The organism is Corynebacterium sp. LaCa_70, assembly GCF_058182015.1.
In genome coordinates, this window is sequence record NZ_CP190914.1 from 1,113,378 (window position 1) to 1,129,222 (window position 15,845).

Sequence of the window (15,845 nt, forward strand, 5' to 3'; positions counted from 1 at the left end):
CGGAAGATCCGTTGTGAACTTTATTTACTCGCCAGATTCCTGGCTGTTGCTCCCCTGATTGTACGCTTTCATGCGCGATTGACGAGCTTCCAGCTGTGCCATTACTTCTGGTTTACATGCCTTCCAGCCAATCCAGAACATCGGGATGAGCAGGAGAGAAGCGGCCAAGGTATAAGTTCCCACCGGCCAGTCGAAGGCCATGAGAATGATGACAACTCCGATGAAGATCACAACTGCGATATCGCCCCACCCGTTAAATGGGCTCGCATAACTAGAGCGTTCGTATTCTCCAGTCTTCGACAGTTTGACGAACTTCCAGTGCGCCATGCTGATCGCCGCCCAGCTGGCCATGGTGCCCAGTGCTGCCAGGTTCAGTACGATCTCAAAGGCCATTTCTGGAACCACGAAGTTCAAGAACACACCAGCGAATGCGATTGCGCCCGCGAGCAAGATTCCGCCATACGGCACGCCGTCTTTGGATAGTGCCTTGCCGAATTTTGGACCAGAACCGGAAATCGACATGTTGTACATCACGCGGCCGGTGGAGTACAGGCCTGCGTTCAAGGAAGACAAAGCTGCGGTAATCAGCACCAATTGGAAGATGGGTGCAGCGACGCCGATGCCAAAGGAATCAAAGAAGGTCACGAATGGTGACACACCTGCAATGTATTCGGTGTGCGGCAGAACCAGCGTGAGCAGTAGTACGGAACCGAAGTAGAAGAAGATGATGCGGAACAACACCGCGTTGACGGCCTTCGGGATGATCTTTTCGACGTTTTTGGTCTCACCCGAGGTGGTGCCGACCAATTCGATACCGGCGTAGGCGAAAACCACGCCCTGGATGACGACGATTGCAGGAAGCAGGCCGTTCGGAAGCCAGCCGCCACCTTCGCTGATCAGTTGGAAACCAGTGTCATAACCCTGTGGGTGGCCAGTGAGTACCACCCAAATACCCAGTGCCATGAAGACTAACAGTCCGAGAATCTTGATCAGAGAGAACCAGTATTCCAGTTCACCGAAGATCTTCACCGAAAGCATGTTGAAGCCCAGAATGAAGACCACCACCCCGAGGGCTAGCGCCCATTGTGGGATCGCATCCAGAATTGAGGTGTAACGGTCGAACCACAATATATAGAGAGCTACGGCGGTGGAGTCTGCGATGATGGTCATTGCCCAGTTACCCCAGTACAACCATCCGGTAACGAAGGCTGCCTTTTCGCCGTAGAACTCACGAGCATAAGAAACGAAAGACCCCGATGACGGGCGGTAAACGATGAGCTCGCCAAGGCCACGCAGGATGATGTAGCCAAAGAAACCACAGACCAGGTACAAAACAGCCAGGAATGGGCCGGCCTGTTCCAGACGGCTACCGGTACCTAAGAGCAAACCGGTACCGATCGCGGAACCAATGGCAATCATTTGCAACTGGCGTTGACCCATTCCTTTGGACAGGCCTTGATCTTCATCAAGATAGGATTCACGCCTTCCATTTGTTGTCGGCCCCATTGCGCCGCCATGCGGCTGGGGAGTTTGCTCTGACATATGACTTTCTCACCTTCTGTTCAGTGGAATGCAATGCATCGCAGGCCTAAGTACCTGGCAGCATCACATGTGGTAAATGTGACACGGGCTACGCCCAAGTGTTATTAGAATAAGTGACTGAGGTTATAAAAACAACCAACATTGTTGAACAGAAGTTGTTGCCCACATTACGACTAGTGCGAAGAGAAGGCCGTTGCGAGAATAACTGTTGCGAAGAATTTATCGATGTGGGGACCTATCGGAGTGGTGTGAGGTGGAGCAAACCCCAGTAGGGGTACCGCTGTAGGGGACGTCGGCAAGAAAAACGACCAGCACGACATTGGAATGGCGTCGTGCTGGCCGCGGGGAGCAATCAGCTTCCTGATTGCTTGATTGTTGGGGACTCTGAGAAATTTTACTTCTTGAACTTGTCCGGCAACGGTCCGAGCTGTGGACCATCAGGATAGTATTTCCAGCCGTCCTTGATTCGGACCTCATCCGCCCATGGCACTTTGTACTGGCCTTTGGCAAGATCATCGATCCAGGTGAGGTAGTTTTCGGTCGCGCCGCCTGGTACTGCAACGTAGCCGCGATTGCCCAAGTTGAAGATGTTGTTTTCTAGGCCCCAGTTGATGCGAGCCTTATCGGCAAGCGCCGGGAAGATCTCGGCGGTGACAATCTCGTCTGGGTTACGGTGACCTTCCGCGATGAGGTTTCCGTCGTAGTTGCACACATTGCCTTCGCCGAAGTAGTAGAAGACATTGTCATACCCTGCCAAGTTGACGGACGCGGTGAACATGAGGTTCTGGAACGCATTTGTCTTGTTGGTCAATGATCCACTGGTCCTGCACTTGCGTGCTGTAGCCAGAAATGCGGATGTAGACGTTTGCACCTTTGTATGCTGCTTCGCGGGCCAGTTCCGGGAACATGCCGTCGTGGCAGATATTGACGGCAAGCTTGGATCCTTTGGGTCCGTCGCATACCGGCATTCCGAGGTCGCCTGGGGACCACGGTTCAATAGGGGTCCATGGCTGGAGCTTACGATAATGGAGTGCGAGATTACCGTTGTTGTCGATGATGATCGCGGTATTAAACGGTGGCTTTCCCTCTTCGTGGTGCGGTTCCATGATGGAGAACACGCCCCAGATGTCGTTGTCTTTGCACGCCTTGCGGAATTTGTCGACCTCGGGAGAATCAACCGCAATGAGGAATTCATCGTAGGACCAGATTGCGGTGTTCAGGCCGGAAGAGGAATATTCCGGGAACACAATCAGGTCTAAGTCCGGATAGCCCGCCTTGGTGGAAGCGACACGGCGGCAAATTTCGTCAACGTTGTTCTGTACGTCTTCGGGTTTTTCAACGATGGGGACGCGGTATTGGACGAGGGCCATCAATAAGCCGTCGGGTGAAGCGGAAATTGAACCAGTACTAGACATGGATCACTCCTTTGGGTGATGTGAATTACGGTATGCACACCACTGTACGCCCAAGGGAGGTTTTGTCACGTTTTCTGCGAAATGGGGGGGCTAGTAAATATTCATGAATGAATAATTTGCACTTTGTTGCATAAAGTTTGCTAGGGTGGCGCTATGACGATTTCAGTTGCTGTAGCAGGAGCCACCGGTTATGCAGGCGGTGAGATTCTCCGCCTGCTGCTGAACCATCCGCGTTACCACAGCGGCGACCTGCGAATCGGTGCACTGACCGGCCACTCGCACGCCGGTGAGCCGGTTTCACAGCAGATGCCGCATCTGCCGCAGCTTCGCGATCGAATGATTGAAGACACCACAGTCGAGGTGTTGTCCGGTCACGATGTTGTTTTCTTAGGTCTGCCGCACGGGCACTCTGCAGAATTGGCGAAGCAGCTGCCAGACGACACCAAAATTATTGACTGTGCGGCTGATTTCCGGCTACAGAAGAAAGCGGACTGGGATGCGTACTATGGCGGGGAATATGCAGGCCAGTGGCCGTATGGTATTCCAGAAATGCCAGGGCATCGCGCTGAAATTGCAGCAGCAAACAAGGTAGCTGTTCCTGGGTGTTTTCCCACGGGAATGACGCTTGCTTTGCTGCCCGCCGTAGCGGCAGCAGTAATCGAACCGGCAATCAACATTGTTTCGGTTACTGGTACGTCCGGCGCTGGTAAAAAAGCAGCGGTCCCACTGCTGGGGTCCGAAACCACGGGCAACCTGCGTGCTTATAACACCTCCGGCAAGCACCGCCACAACCCAGAAGTGGTGCAAAACCTCCGCGAAATCCGTGAGCAGGACTACCGCATCAACTTCACCCCGGTGCTGGCACCAACCACCCGCGGAATTTTGACCACCGCCACCGCGCAACTTACAAAGGCCGTATCACAAGCGGAAATCACCGATATCTTTCATGATTTCTATCGCGATGAGCCATTCATTCAGGTGCTCCCCGCAGGTCAGCAGCCGGAAACGCAACATGTCATTGGCGCAAATACATGCCAGATACAGGCCGAGGTCAACGAAGCAACGAACACTTTGTTGATCACCGCAGTACTCGACAACTTGACCAAAGGTACCGGCGGAGCGGCCGTGCAATGCATGAACCTGATGGTGGGATTCGAGGAAACCGCCGGGCTGACTCATCCAGGTTTGGCGCCGTAAATCGAAGAGGACAGACCGTACATTCGCCGAGATAAACGTTGTAGTCAACATAACTACGAGGATTTCCTATGACCAACCCAGAGATCAGCGCAGACAACTCCACGACACAGGCAGCCGCGAATACGCAGTCTGCCCATCGTGCCCGCGGGGTTACCGTGCCGCAGGGGTTTCGGGCGGCGAGTGTCAAAGCGGGAATCAAGCCCTCCGGCAAGACTGACCTAGCGCTCGTTGTCAACGATGGCCCAGAATTCTCAGCGGCAGGTGTTTTCACTCGAAACCGCGTGGTGGCTGCGCCGGTCAAGGTCTCGCGCGAAGCTCTTGCCGACGGTCAGTTGCGCGCAGTGCTGTATAACGCTGGTAATGCCAACGCGTGCAATGGTGCACTGGGGCTTCGCGATGCACAGCAGATGCAGACTGACCTCGCTGACTTATTGAATTTCGACTCCAACCACGTAGCTGTATGTTCAACCGGGCTGATTGGTGAGCCGATGCCGATGGACAACGTATCAGCTGGTATCGAAAAGCTACCCGGTGTATTAGGAGATAGCCCAGACCATGGCGAGGGTGCAGCACGAGCGATCATGACCACTGATACCACCGTGAAACAAACCGTGGTCGAAGGCGATGGGTGGAGCCTCGGTGGAATGGGCAAAGGCGTGGGGATGATGGCCCCATCGCTGGCCACCATGCTGGTGTGCTTGACGACGGACTTGTCAGCTACCCCAGAACAACTCACTACTGCGTTGCAGAAAGCAACGGCATTGACTTTTGACACCCTCGACGTGGACGGATCAACGTCCACGAACGACACCGTCGTACTCATGGCCAACGGGGCATCCGGTGAAACTGCCACGCAAGAAGCGTTGAATGAAGCGGTTCTCGCGGCCTGTGCTGACTTGGCAGACCAGTTGCAAGCGGATGCCGAAGGTGTCACCAAGCGCGTAAAAATCACTGTCGAAGGCACCACGGATGACGTACAGGCACTTAATGCCGCTCGCACGCTGGGCCGCGACAACCTTTTCAAATGCGCCATGTTCGGTTCAGATCCCAACTGGGGGCGCGTTTTGGCCGCCGTCGGTATGGCTGATGCGGACATGGATCCGGATAACATCAGCGTCTATTTCAATAATCATGCGGTCTGCAAAGCCACCACTGGTACGCCGGCTGCACGCGAGGTTGACCTGTCTGGGGCTGATATCGACGTCCGAGTAGATCTTGGCACCGGTGGTCCGGGCAGCGCTTTCGTGCGCACCACTGATCTGTCCCATGACTACGTCGAAATTAATTCGGCATACAGCTCATAACGCGTCTCGACGACAGAAACTAGGAAATAAGGAGCCGGTGGCCATGTTGGAACACCTGAGTAACCGCGACCGAGCAGCAGTGCTGTCTGAAGCATTGCCATGGCTACAACACCTCCGCGGCAAGATCGTCGTCGTCAAGTATGGCGGCAATGCCATGGTGGATGACGAGCTAAAAGCTGCATTCGCGAAAGACATGGTGTTGTTGCGCACGATCGGGGCTCGACCCGTAGTTGTCCACGGCGGTGGACCGCAGATTACGGAGATGCTCGGCCGTCTTGGCCTTGAAGGGGAGTTTAAGGGCGGCTTTCGGGTTACTACTCCAGAAGTCATGGATGTCGTCCGCATGGTGTTGTTTGGGCAAGTTGGCCGTGATTTGGTAGGTCTTATCAATTCCCACGGTCCGTATGCGGTGGGGACCTCTGGCGAAGACGCGGGGCTGTTTACCGCAGAAAAGCGCTACCTGGATATTGAGGGAGAACAAGTAGATATCGGACACGTGGGCGATATCGTCAGCGTCAACCCGGAAGCCTTGATGGACATTATTGCTGCCGGGCGCATTCCTGTGGTTTCCACAATTGCGCCTGACCACGACGGCGAGGTGTACAACATTAACGCCGATACTGCTGCTGGAGCATTAGCTTCTGCGATTGGCGCGGAACGTTTGTTGGTACTGACCAATGTGGAAGGCCTCTATAAAAACTGGCCGGACCGTGACTCGCTAGTTTCTACCATTGAAGTTGACGAACTCGACTCCTTGTTACCGGGCCTGGATAGCGGCATGATCCCGAAAATGGAAGCCTGCCTCAATGCAGTTCGCGGTGGCGTTAACGCAGCCCACGTTATCGACGGCAGGGAAGCGCACTCGGTGATTTTGGAACTGCTCACCGAAGGCGGTGTGGGCACCATGGTGTTGCCCAATAATCACCGAAGCACGGACTATCCCGGAGGAACCGTGCTGCGAAAGGATGATCACGCATGATGCAGAAAACAGCAAACGATTGGTCTAGTGCATTGATGAATAACTACGGGACCCCCGCTATCAGCTTAACCGGTGGGCAAGGCATGTATCTCACCGATACTGAGGGGAAGCGTTATCTCGATATGCTAGCTGGCATCGCGGTTAATGCTTTAGGGCAGGCGCACCCGGATATTGTTGAGGCAGTCAGCACGCAGATCGCCACACTGGGGCATACCTCAAACATCTTCGCTACCCCGCATTCAATTGAGGTTGCAACCGCGCTGAAACAGCGCTTCGCTGATGGCAGTGACGACAGTGCTCGGGTGTTTTTCTGCAATTCCGGGGCGGAAGCTAATGAGGCTGCGTTCAAGATTGCCCGCCGGACAGGTCGTAGCCGGGTATTGGCAGCAGAGGCCGGCTTTCATGGGCGCACTATGGGTGCACTCGCGCTGACGGGACAACCAGAAAAACGGGCCCCATTTGAACCTCTGCCAGGTGGTGTGGACTTTTACCCCTACGGCGACGTGCAGAAACTGCGCGAAATCGTCGAAGAAGATCCCGACGGTATTGCCGCAATTTTCGCCGAGCCGATTCAGGGCGAAACTGGTGTGATACCCGCGCCGGAAGGTTTCCTGGCTGCAGTGCGCCAGCTGTGCGATGACTATGGCATTCTCATGGTCGCTGATGAGGTACAAACCGGGGTAGGACGAACCGGAAAATTTTTCGCCCACGAGTACGCCGGAGTGGTTCCAGACGTCGTCACCATGGCCAAAGGCCTCGGCGGTGGTCTGCCGATGGGGGCAGTGCTTGCTCGCGGTGCAGCTGCACAATACCTCCAACCCGGCCAGCACGGCACCACGTTTGGTGGCAATCCTGTGGTCTTGGCAGCAGCCCGCACGGTGCTCAACACTCTGGATGAAAAATTCTTGCAGCACGTACGCGAAATCGGTGCGTATCTTCGCAGCCAGCTGCAGCAACTTTCCAGGGTCTCGGAAGTTCGCGGGACCGGGTTGATGCTCGGAGTGGTGCTCGAGTCAGCGAACGCGAAAGAGGTCGTCGTTGCAGGTCTCGAGCGCGGCCTGATCCTCAACGCTCCAAGTGACAAGGTCGTGCGCTTGACTCCACCGCTGATTATCGAACGACGACACGTTGATGAATGCGTAACAATACTGCAAGAAATACTCGATTAAGGACTTTTATGACATCGCAAGCACAACCTGCACAGCTTCGTCATTTATTGGCGGATGATTCGATTACTCCCGCTGAGCAAAAAGAAATTCTTGCCCTCGCTGCTGAATTGAAAGCTGACCCACTGAGCCACCGCCCATTGTCCGGCGGCCGCAGTGTGGCCGTCGTCTTCGATAAGACTTCGACGCGTACTCGTTTTTCCTTCGATGCCGGCATCGCGCAGCTGGGAGGAAGTGCCATCGTCACTGAGGCCGGTGCCTCCCAGATGGGCAAAGGCGAAACTGTTGCCGATACTGCGCGGGTGCTTTCGCGCTACGTCGAGGCGATTGCCTGGCGCACCTACGAGCAAGCAGGCTTGGAAGATATGGCGGCACATGCCACCGTGCCTGTCATCAACGCGCTTTCGGATGATTTCCACCCGTGCCAGATCCTGGCAGACCTGCAGACCATGGTGGAATCCCTCTGCCCAGACACAGGAGTAGCAGGATTGTCCGGCAAGAAGGTTGCATATCTGGGTGACGGCGACCAGAACATGGCTAACTCCTACATGCTGGGCTTGGCGATGGCTGGTATGGACGTGTGGATCATTGCACCCGAAGATTTCCAACCGCAGGTAAAATTCGTTGACCGTGCTCGTCGGCAAGCAAAAATTACCGGCGGCAGTGTGACCGTGAGTGCGGATCCAGCAGATGTGGCGGGAGCGGAAGTCGTGATCACTGATACATGGGTGTCCATGGGGCAAGAAGACGACGGTAAAGATCGCACCACGCCATTCGTGCCGTACCGGGTGACGCAAGAAATCATGGACAAGGCAGCAGAAAACGCGATTTTCCTGCACTGCCTTCCGGCATACCGGGGTAATGAAGTCACGGCAGAGGTCATCGATGGCCCAGCTTCACGTGTTTTCGATGAAGCAGAAAACCGTCTGCATGCACAAAAGGCCGTGCTTGTGTGGTTGCTGGGCATTGCCTCTGGTAATCCGGTAGCGAAACCGAGGATGCTATGACACACACCTATTCCCGTACTGGGCGCCAAGCACGGATCGTGGAATTGCTGGAACACACGCGCATTTATTCGCAGGCGCAACTGTCCAAGCTCTTGCTGGCCGAAGGCTTCGAAACCACCCAGGCCACGCTGTCTCGAGACCTCGACGAGCTCGGCGCTCGGAAGGTCAAACCCGTCGACGGGCGCAGCTTTTATGCGGTCGGCGACGCTGAATCACTACAAGTACCGTCTGCGTCCGGCCCTCGGGATAAACTCCGCAAAATGATGGCTGATCTCGTGGTTGCAGCTGATCACTCGGCGAACACTGCGGTGCTGCGTACCCCGCCCGGTGCCGCGCCCTACCTTGCGAGTTTCATTGACCGAGTGGGTATTTCTGACATCGTCGGCACGATTGCTGGTGATGACACCGTCTTTGTACTCGCACGTGATCCGCTCACTGGAAAAGAACTCATCGACTCCTTGGCGGATGGGGCAGCCACGATTGGCCCCGAGTAAAACCCAGCCAGAAAAATACCCAAAAATCCCGAATATTGTTAGACAATGACGGGCTTCTACACTGATTCCGGACGGTGTTGGCTCTGTACCAACGGCGGGGCACGCTTCTCGTCGATAGCGCCCGGAACAACCGAAAGCAACGAACAACAGTAAAGGAACGATCATGAAAAACCGCATCGTACTTGCGTACTCCGGAGGTTTGGACACCTCGGTAGCTATCCCATACCTGGCACGTCAGACGGAAGGTGAAGTCGTCGCCGTTGCTCTGGACCTCGGCCAGGGCGGTGAAGACATGGAATCGGTTCGTCAGCGTGCATTGGATTGCGGCGCTGTCGAGTCCATCGTCGTTGATGCCCGCGACGAATTTGCCGAAGAATATTGCTTGCCGACGGTGCAGGCTAACGGCATGTATATGAAGCAGTACCCACTGGTGTCTGCGATTTCGCGTCCGTTGATCGTCAAGCACCTGGTACAGGCTGCTCAAGAGCACGGCGGCACACATGTCTCCCACGGATGCACTGGTAAGGGTAATGACCAGGTCCGCTTCGAGGTCTCTTTCCGTGCTTTGGACCCAACCCTGGACATCATCGCACCGGCGCGTGACTACGCCTGGACTCGTGACAAAGCCATCGAGTTTGCCAACGAGATCGATTTGCCTATCGAGCAATCAGAGAAATCACCATTTTCGATCGACCAAAACGTATGGGGCCGTGCTGTCGAAACCGGTTTCTTGGAAGATCTGTGGAACCCTCCAACAAAAGATCTCTACGCCTACACCGAGGACCCAGCACTGGGTAACGCTCCAGACGAAGTGATCATTTCTTTCGAAGCCGGGCGCCCAGTCGCTGTCGACGGCAAGAAGCTTTCGCCGCTAGAGATTATTGAAGAACTTAACCGTCGTGCAGGCGCACAGGGTGTGGGCCGTCTGGACATGGTGGAAGATCGTTTGGTGGGTATTAAGTCCCGCGAAGTTTATGAAGCCCCGGGCGCGATGGTGCTGATCAAGGCCCACGAGGCTATTGAAGATGTCTGCCTGGAGCGCGAGGTCGCTCGGTACAAGCGCAGCATCGATGCTCGCTGGTCTGAGGAAGTCTACGACGGCTTGTGGTTCAGCCCGCTGAAAAAGTCGCTGGATGCTTTCATCCAGTCGACGCAGGAGCACGTCACCGGCGATATCCGTTTGGTACTGCACGCCGGAAACATCATCGTCAACGGTCGTCGCTCGAACCAGTCGCTGTATGACTTCAACCTGGCTACCTACGACACCGGCGATACCTTCGACCAAACCGCCGCGAAAGGCTTCGTTCAGTTGCACGGCCTGTCCACTCAGATTTCCAATAAGCGTGATCGCGAGGCAAATAACTAATGGCTGGAATTCAGGCGCATTCTACGAACGAAGGCGCACTGTGGGGCGGCCGCTTTTCGGGCGGCCCGTCCGATGCCATGGCTGCGCTGTCTGTGTCGACGCATTTTGACTGGGTGTTGGCACCCTACGATGTGTTGGCTTCCAAAGCACACGCCCGTGTATTGCACAAGGCAGGATTGCTGTCGGATGAGGATCTGGAATCGATGCTCAACGGCCTGGATCAGCTTGGTCGCGACGTTGAATCCGGTGAATTCACCCCAGATCCAGGCGATGAAGATGTCCACGGTGCCATGGAACGTGGCCTGATCGATCGTGTTGGCAAGGAACTGGGTGGCCGCTTGCGCGCAGGCCGTTCCCGCAACGACCAAGTTGCCACGCTATTCCGGATGTGGGTCCGTGATGCCATTCGTGATGTTGCCACGCAATTGGTGGATCTTATTGACGCGCTGGCGGCGCAGGCAAAAGCACACCCTCGTGTGATCATGCCGGGCAAGACTCACTTCCAGGCAGCTCAGCCAATTTTGTTGGCGCACGGTCTGCTGGCACACGCACAACCGTTGCTGCGAGATCTTGATCGTCTCCGTGATTTGGATAAGCGATTGGCGGTTTCGCCTTATGGTTCCGGGGCCTTGGCGGGCTCGTCGTTGCAGCTGGACCCAGAAGCGATCGCCGAGGAATTGGGCTTCGATAGCTCCGCGGAAAACTCGCTGGATGGCACCTCGTCCCGTGATTTCGCCACTGAGACCGCATTCGTATTGGCACAGATCTCCGTCGACATGTCTCGCTTGTCGGAAGAGATCATCGCTTGGTCGACCCCAGAGTTCGGATACGTCACGCTCAGCGACGAGTGGTCCACGGGATCATCGATCATGCCGCAGAAAAAGAACCCGGATATTCCAGAGTTGCAGCGCGGTAAGACTGGTCGCTTGATTGGCAACCTGACCGGGCTGTTGTCAACGTGCAAAGCCTTGCCCTTGGCGTATAACCGGGATCTGCAAGAAGACAAAGAGCCGCTTGTCGACGGCTTCGCGCAACTCAACCTGGTGTTGCCTGCGATGACTGGGTTGGTTTCCACCTTGGTTTTCCACGAAGACCGGATGCGGGAACTTGCACCGCGTGGATTCACGTTGGCTACAGATCTGGCGGAATGGATGGTGCGCCAAGGAGTGCCGTTCCGTGAGGCCCACGAAGCATCTGGCTCGTGTGTCCGCTTGGCTGAAGAATCGGGTGTCGATCTGGTTGATCTCACTGACGAGCAGCTGGCAAGCGTCGACAAGCGATTGACCCCAGAGGTACGCGATGTTCTGACCATCGATGGAGCAGTCGCATCGCGGGCAACCCGAGGCGGAACCGCTGGTGAATGTGTCGACGAGCAGCGCGAATCTGTGGAAAAAGCAGCGGCCGAGTTTCGGGAATGGGCCTCGATCACTGTCGCGGATAAAGCAAAGCGATAAGCTAGCCGCATGAGCCTTGATCCCCGGTTATTGGAAATTTTGGCCTGTCCACAAGACAAGGGTCCATTGAGCTATCGCGAAACCGACAACGTCCTGGTGAACGAGCGGAAAGGCATTGCCTACCGTATCGACGACGGCGTGCCTGTCTTACTCGCAGAAGAAGCGATGGAATGGTCAAATGATTGCCAAGGAGAGAACTAACCATGAACAATATCGTTGATGAGCTGCAGTGGCGCGGGCTGATTAACCAGTCGACTGATCTCGATGAGTTGCGTGAGGCGACGTCTAAGCCCATCGCGCTGTATTGCGGGTTCGATCCAACCGGGGATTCTTTGCATGCTGGGCACCTGGTGCCGATGATTATGTTGCGTCGTTTCCAGGAAGCTGGACACAAACCGTTCGCGTTGGCTGGTGGCGCCACTGGATTTATTGGTGACCCGCGTGACGTGGGGGAGCGCTCCATGTTGAGCGAAGAAGAACTAGAAGCGAATGTCGCTGCTATTAAAAAGCAGTTGCGCCAGTTCATTGACTTTGCCGGCGACAATGCCGCCACCCTGGTCAATAACGCTGATTGGACGATGGGGATGTCTATTGTCCAATTCTTGCGTGATATCGGGAAAAACTTTTCCCTGAACACAATGTTGGATCGCGATACCGTCAAGCGTCGTCTGGAATCTGACGGGATTTCCTATACCGAGTTTTCCTATATGCTGCTGCAAGCCAATGACTTCGTGCACTTGAATAAGGAGCACGATGTGGTCTTGCAAATCGGTGGTTCGGATCAATGGGGAAATATTATCTCTGGCGTCGACCTGAACCGGCGCGTTTCTGGTGCTAAAACCCATGCGTTGACTGTGCCATTGGTGACTGACGCGAACGGCAAAAAATTCGGTAAATCAACCGGCGGCGGAAAGTTGTGGCTGGATCCAGAAAAGACTAGCCCATACGCGTGGTATCAGTACTTTGTGAACTCCGGCGATGCCGACGTTGTGCGTTATCTGAAGATGTTTACGTTCCTCTCCCAAGAAGAAATTGCAGCGTATGAGCGTGCCGTAGCAGAAGAACCGCACAAGCGGGCTGCCCAGCGACGTTTGGCGGAAGAAATGACCGATCTGGTCCATGGTGTGAAAGCCCGCGAGGCGGTGCAACTGGCATCGCAAGCTTTGTTCGGTCGGGCTGACTTGGCGGAGCTGGATGAGGCCACCTTGCAGGGGGCGTTGCAAGAAACGACGGTTGCGGAGATTGGCGTCGCGGATCCGCGAACGATCGTCGACCTCTTGGTAGCTTCCAGTTTGGTTGATTCCAAGGGCGCTGCTCGCCGCACCATCAAAGAGGGAGGTGCCTACGTGAACAACGAGCGCATCGAATCCGCGGAATGGGAGCCTTCGGCAGACGATCTATTGCACGGAAGTTGGTTAGTACTGCGCCGCGGGAAGAAGAATTTCGCAGGCGCTAAGGTAGCCGTTTAACTCGAGTTATAGAGCGTTTGTAACTCGCAGTTTTTGCCCATTAACCTGGCGATTTGTGAACAATCTATAACGTGTGTAGATTAATCCAAGTCGCCGCGAGGGGCTGACAGAGAAAATAACTTCACAGGATGTTGTTTCTGGTGGTTGTTCTGCTTTGTTTGTCTGGCGGGGATGACAATAATTTTATAGGGCCGATGCTTGCCTTTGGTGGTTGCTGACTGTGTGGTTGGTGGTTGTTGTGGGTGGGTTTCGCTGGTTGCTTGTGTGGCAGTCTGGTTCGCGGTGTTGTGATCAACGACACAATGTTCTGGTTTGTGTTCAAGTAACTTGGTGTGTAAAGTCGGTCTGGCTGCTTTGCTGAAAGGCACTTGGTTGATAACAAGTGTTGAGTAGCAGGGTGGTGGTGTTGTGTGAGAACTCAATAGCGTGTCAATGTACTTATTATTTTTGATACTTACTTGATTAGTGGGATGTGGATCCTTTATTTTCTGCATTTGATTAATCGTTTTTGAGTAAGTGTTGCTCTTTGATTTTTCTTTTGTAGTTTTTGACTAGGTTATCAGACTCTTTTTCTGATTTTTTATGGAGAGTTTGATCCTGGCTCAGGACGAACGCTGGCGGCGTGCTTAACACATGCAAGTCGAACGGAAAGGCCTTTTCGGAGGTACTCGAGTGGCGAACGGGTGAGTAACACGTGGGTGATCTGCCCTGCACTCTGGGATAAGCCTGGGAAACTGGGTCTAATACCGGATAGGACCGCACTTTAGTGTGTGTGGTGGAAAGTTTTTTCGGTGTAGGATGAGCCCGCGGCCTATCAGCTTGTTGGTGGGGTAATGGCCTACCAAGGCGGCGACGGGTAGCCGGACTGAGAGGTTGGTCGGCCACATTGGGACTGAGATACGGCCCAGACTCCTACGGGAGGCAGCAGTGGGGAATATTGCACAATGGGCGCAAGCCTGATGCAGCGACGCCGCGTGGGGGATGACGGCCTTCGGGTTGTAAACTCCTTTCGCCAGGGACGAAGCGTTTTGTGACGGTACCTGGAGAAGAAGCACCGGCTAACTACGTGCCAGCAGCCGCGGTAATACGTAGGGTGCAAGCGTTGTCCGGAATTACTGGGCGTAAAGAGCTCGTAGGTGGTTTGTCGCGTCGTCTGTGAAATTCCACAGCTTAACTGTGGGCGTGCAGGCGATACGGGCTGACTTGAGTACTGTAGGGGTAACTGGAATTCCTGGTGTAGCGGTGAAATGCGCAGATATCAGGAGGAACACCGATGGCGAAGGCAGGTTACTGGGCAGTTACTGACGCTGAGGAGCGAAAGCATGGGTAGCAAACAGGATTAGATACCCTGGTAGTCCATGCCGTAAACGGTGGGCGCTAGGTGTAGGGGCCTTTTGGGGTTTCTGTGCCGTAGCTAACGCATTAAGCGCCCCGCCTGGGGAGTACGGCCGCAAGGCTAAAACTCAAAGGAATTGACGGGGGCCCGCACAAGCGGCGGAGCATGTGGATTAATTCGATGCAACGCGAAGAACCTTACCTGGGCTTGACATACACCGGATCGCTGCAGAGATGTAGTTTCCCTTGTGGCTGGTGTACAGGTGGTGCATGGCTGTCGTCAGCTCGTGTCGTGAGATGTTGGGTTAAGTCCCGCAACGAGCGCAACCCTTGTCTTATGTTGCCAGCACGTTATGGTGGGGACTCATGAGAGACTGCCGGGGTTAACTCGGAGGAAGGTGGGGACGACGTCAAGTCATCATGCCCCTTATGTCCAGGGCTTCACACATGCTACAATGGCCGGTACAATGCGCAGCGAGCCTGTGAGGGTGAGCTAATCGCTTAAAGCTGGTCTTAGTTCGGATTGGGGTCTGCAACTCGACCCCATGAAGTCGGAGTCGCTAGTAATCGCAGATCAGCAATGCTGCGGTGAATACGTTCCCGGGCCTTGTACACACCGCCCGTCACGTCATGAAAGTTGGTAACACCCGAAGCCGGTGGCTCAAACTCGTTTAGGGAGCCGTCGAAGGTGGGATCGGCGATTGGGACGAAGTCGTAACAAGGTAGCCGTACCGGAAGGTGCGGCTGGATCACCTCCTTTCTAAGGAGTTTTTATTATCACACTGACTGCTTCCACAGTTGTGGGTGGTTGGTGTGGCTGTGATTGTGTTCATGCACCGTATGTGGGTGTGTGGGTTGCAGCTGATTATTTTTTGTTTTTTTGGGTGTGCATCCTTCTTTACACTTGGTTGGGTTTGTATCAAAGGTTTGTTTGTGTGTTGGCGCGTTGTTGGGTGTCTCGGGCAGCACTGTGTGTTGTTCGTTGACCATCATTTACCGCGGGTGAATGCTTTGATCGTTTGCTTGTGGTTGTGGTTGGTGTGGTGTGTGAGAACTGTATAGTGGACGCGAGCATCTGTACGCATGATGCAGCTTTGTTGTTGTGTTGTGTGTGCTG

At 54.8% G+C, this 15,845-nt stretch carries 12 protein-coding genes, 1 rRNA gene and 1 pseudogene; 11 read left to right on the forward strand and 3 right to left on the reverse strand.

Annotation, left to right across the window (positions count from 1 at the left end; genetic code table 11):
* Window positions 1–24: 24 nt before the first annotated feature.
* A complete protein-coding gene (locus tag ACP8MI_RS05050) occupies window positions 25–1,542 on the reverse strand; it encodes an amino acid permease (protein WP_051067295.1) in 1,518 nt (505 codons plus the stop codon).
* A 394-nt stretch (window positions 1,543–1,936) separates the two neighbouring features.
* Window positions 1,937–2,957, reverse strand: a pseudogene (locus ACP8MI_RS05055) (formamidase).
* Window positions 2,958–3,110: 153 nt separating this feature from the next.
* On the opposite strand from ACP8MI_RS05055, the gene argC reads away from it, so the two are divergent.
* The 10 genes from argC (at window position 3,111) to tyrS (ending at window position 13,393) form a co-directional block, all read left to right on the forward strand.
* A complete protein-coding gene (gene argC, locus ACP8MI_RS05060) occupies window positions 3,111–4,154 on the forward strand; it encodes an N-acetyl-gamma-glutamyl-phosphate reductase (protein ID WP_201808951.1) in 1,044 nt (347 codons plus the stop codon).
* A 68-nt stretch (window positions 4,155–4,222) separates the two neighbouring features.
* On the forward strand, window positions 4,223–5,458 hold the full coding sequence (gene argJ / locus ACP8MI_RS05065; RefSeq protein WP_284589553.1) for a bifunctional glutamate N-acetyltransferase/amino-acid acetyltransferase ArgJ: 1,236 nt from the start codon (window positions 4,223–4,225) through the stop codon (window positions 5,456–5,458).
* A 43-nt stretch (window positions 5,459–5,501) separates the two neighbouring features.
* The gene (gene argB / locus ACP8MI_RS05070) at window positions 5,502–6,437 is read left to right on the forward strand and encodes an acetylglutamate kinase (RefSeq protein ID WP_284589554.1); all 936 of its coding nucleotides are present in this window, start codon (window positions 5,502–5,504) and stop codon (window positions 6,435–6,437) included.
* Window positions 6,434–7,606, forward strand: coding sequence for an acetylornithine transaminase (locus ACP8MI_RS05075; RefSeq protein ID WP_284589555.1), 1,173 nt, complete (start codon window positions 6,434–6,436; stop codon window positions 7,604–7,606). The genes argB and ACP8MI_RS05075 overlap by 4 nt, the downstream gene beginning before the upstream one ends.
* 8 nt (window positions 7,607–7,614) lie before the next feature.
* Window positions 7,615–8,610: an ornithine carbamoyltransferase gene (gene argF / locus ACP8MI_RS05080; protein ID WP_284589556.1), complete on the forward strand. Its 996-nt coding sequence runs from the start codon at window positions 7,615–7,617 to the stop codon at window positions 8,608–8,610.
* Complete coding sequence (locus ACP8MI_RS05085; RefSeq protein WP_284589557.1) at window positions 8,607–9,104, forward strand: arginine repressor; 498 nt, start codon at window positions 8,607–8,609, stop codon at window positions 9,102–9,104. Before argF ends, ACP8MI_RS05085 begins: the two co-directional genes overlap by 4 nt.
* A gap of 163 nt (window positions 9,105–9,267) precedes the next feature.
* Window positions 9,268–10,470 carry an argininosuccinate synthase gene (locus ACP8MI_RS05090; RefSeq protein ID WP_018120143.1) on the forward strand — a complete coding sequence of 401 codons (1,203 nt, stop codon included), beginning with the start codon at window positions 9,268–9,270 and terminating at the stop codon, window positions 10,468–10,470.
* 8 nt (window positions 10,471–10,478) lie between these two features.
* Window positions 10,479–11,924: an argininosuccinate lyase gene (gene argH / locus ACP8MI_RS05095; RefSeq protein ID WP_284589562.1), complete on the forward strand. Its 1,446-nt coding sequence runs from the start codon at window positions 10,479–10,481 to the stop codon at window positions 11,922–11,924.
* A gap of 9 nt (window positions 11,925–11,933) precedes the next feature.
* Window positions 11,934–12,125: a Trm112 family protein gene (locus ACP8MI_RS05100; protein WP_201808944.1), complete on the forward strand. Its 192-nt coding sequence runs from the start codon at window positions 11,934–11,936 to the stop codon at window positions 12,123–12,125.
* Window positions 12,126–12,127: 2 nt separating this feature from the next.
* Window positions 12,128–13,393 (forward strand): tyrosine--tRNA ligase, encoded by a 1,266-nt coding sequence (gene tyrS, locus ACP8MI_RS05105; RefSeq protein ID WP_284589558.1) that lies wholly within the window; start codon window positions 12,128–12,130, stop codon window positions 13,391–13,393.
* An 80-nt stretch (window positions 13,394–13,473) separates the two neighbouring features.
* Here tyrS and ACP8MI_RS05110 read toward each other — a convergent pair whose 3' ends face one another.
* Complete coding sequence (locus tag ACP8MI_RS05110) at window positions 13,474–13,887, reverse strand: hypothetical protein (protein WP_337891842.1); 414 nt, start codon at window positions 13,885–13,887, stop codon at window positions 13,474–13,476.
* A gap of 85 nt (window positions 13,888–13,972) precedes the next feature.
* On the opposite strand from ACP8MI_RS05110, the gene ACP8MI_RS05115 reads away from it, so the two are divergent.
* Window positions 13,973–15,488 (forward strand): 16S ribosomal RNA (locus tag ACP8MI_RS05115).
* The last annotated feature ends 357 nt before the right edge of the window (window positions 15,489–15,845 follow it).

What these genes read in the sequence shown, in the direction of transcription:
- ACP8MI_RS05110 (WP_337891842.1), bottom strand. Translation starts at nt 13,887, where the DNA reads ATGCAGAAAATAAAGGATCCACATCCCACTAATCAAGTAAGTATCAAA.
- ACP8MI_RS05100 (WP_201808944.1), top strand. Translation starts at nt 11,934, where the DNA reads ATGAGCCTTGATCCCCGGTTATTGGAAATTTTGGCCTGTCCACAAGAC.
- argB (WP_284589554.1), top strand. Translation starts at nt 5,502, where the DNA reads ATGTTGGAACACCTGAGTAACCGCGACCGAGCAGCAGTGCTGTCTGAA.
- ACP8MI_RS05075 (WP_284589555.1), top strand. Translation starts at nt 6,434, where the DNA reads ATGATGCAGAAAACAGCAAACGATTGGTCTAGTGCATTGATGAATAAC.
- tyrS (WP_284589558.1), top strand. Translation starts at nt 12,128, where the DNA reads ATGAACAATATCGTTGATGAGCTGCAGTGGCGCGGGCTGATTAACCAG.
- argF (WP_284589556.1), top strand. Translation starts at nt 7,615, where the DNA reads ATGACATCGCAAGCACAACCTGCACAGCTTCGTCATTTATTGGCGGAT.
- ACP8MI_RS05085 (WP_284589557.1), top strand. Translation starts at nt 8,607, where the DNA reads ATGACACACACCTATTCCCGTACTGGGCGCCAAGCACGGATCGTGGAA.
- ACP8MI_RS05050 (WP_051067295.1), bottom strand. Translation starts at nt 1,542, where the DNA reads ATGTCAGAGCAAACTCCCCAGCCGCATGGCGGCGCAATGGGGCCGACA.
- argC (WP_201808951.1), top strand. Translation starts at nt 3,111, where the DNA reads ATGACGATTTCAGTTGCTGTAGCAGGAGCCACCGGTTATGCAGGCGGT.
- ACP8MI_RS05090 (WP_018120143.1), top strand. Translation starts at nt 9,268, where the DNA reads ATGAAAAACCGCATCGTACTTGCGTACTCCGGAGGTTTGGACACCTCG.
- argJ (WP_284589553.1), top strand. Translation starts at nt 4,223, where the DNA reads ATGACCAACCCAGAGATCAGCGCAGACAACTCCACGACACAGGCAGCC.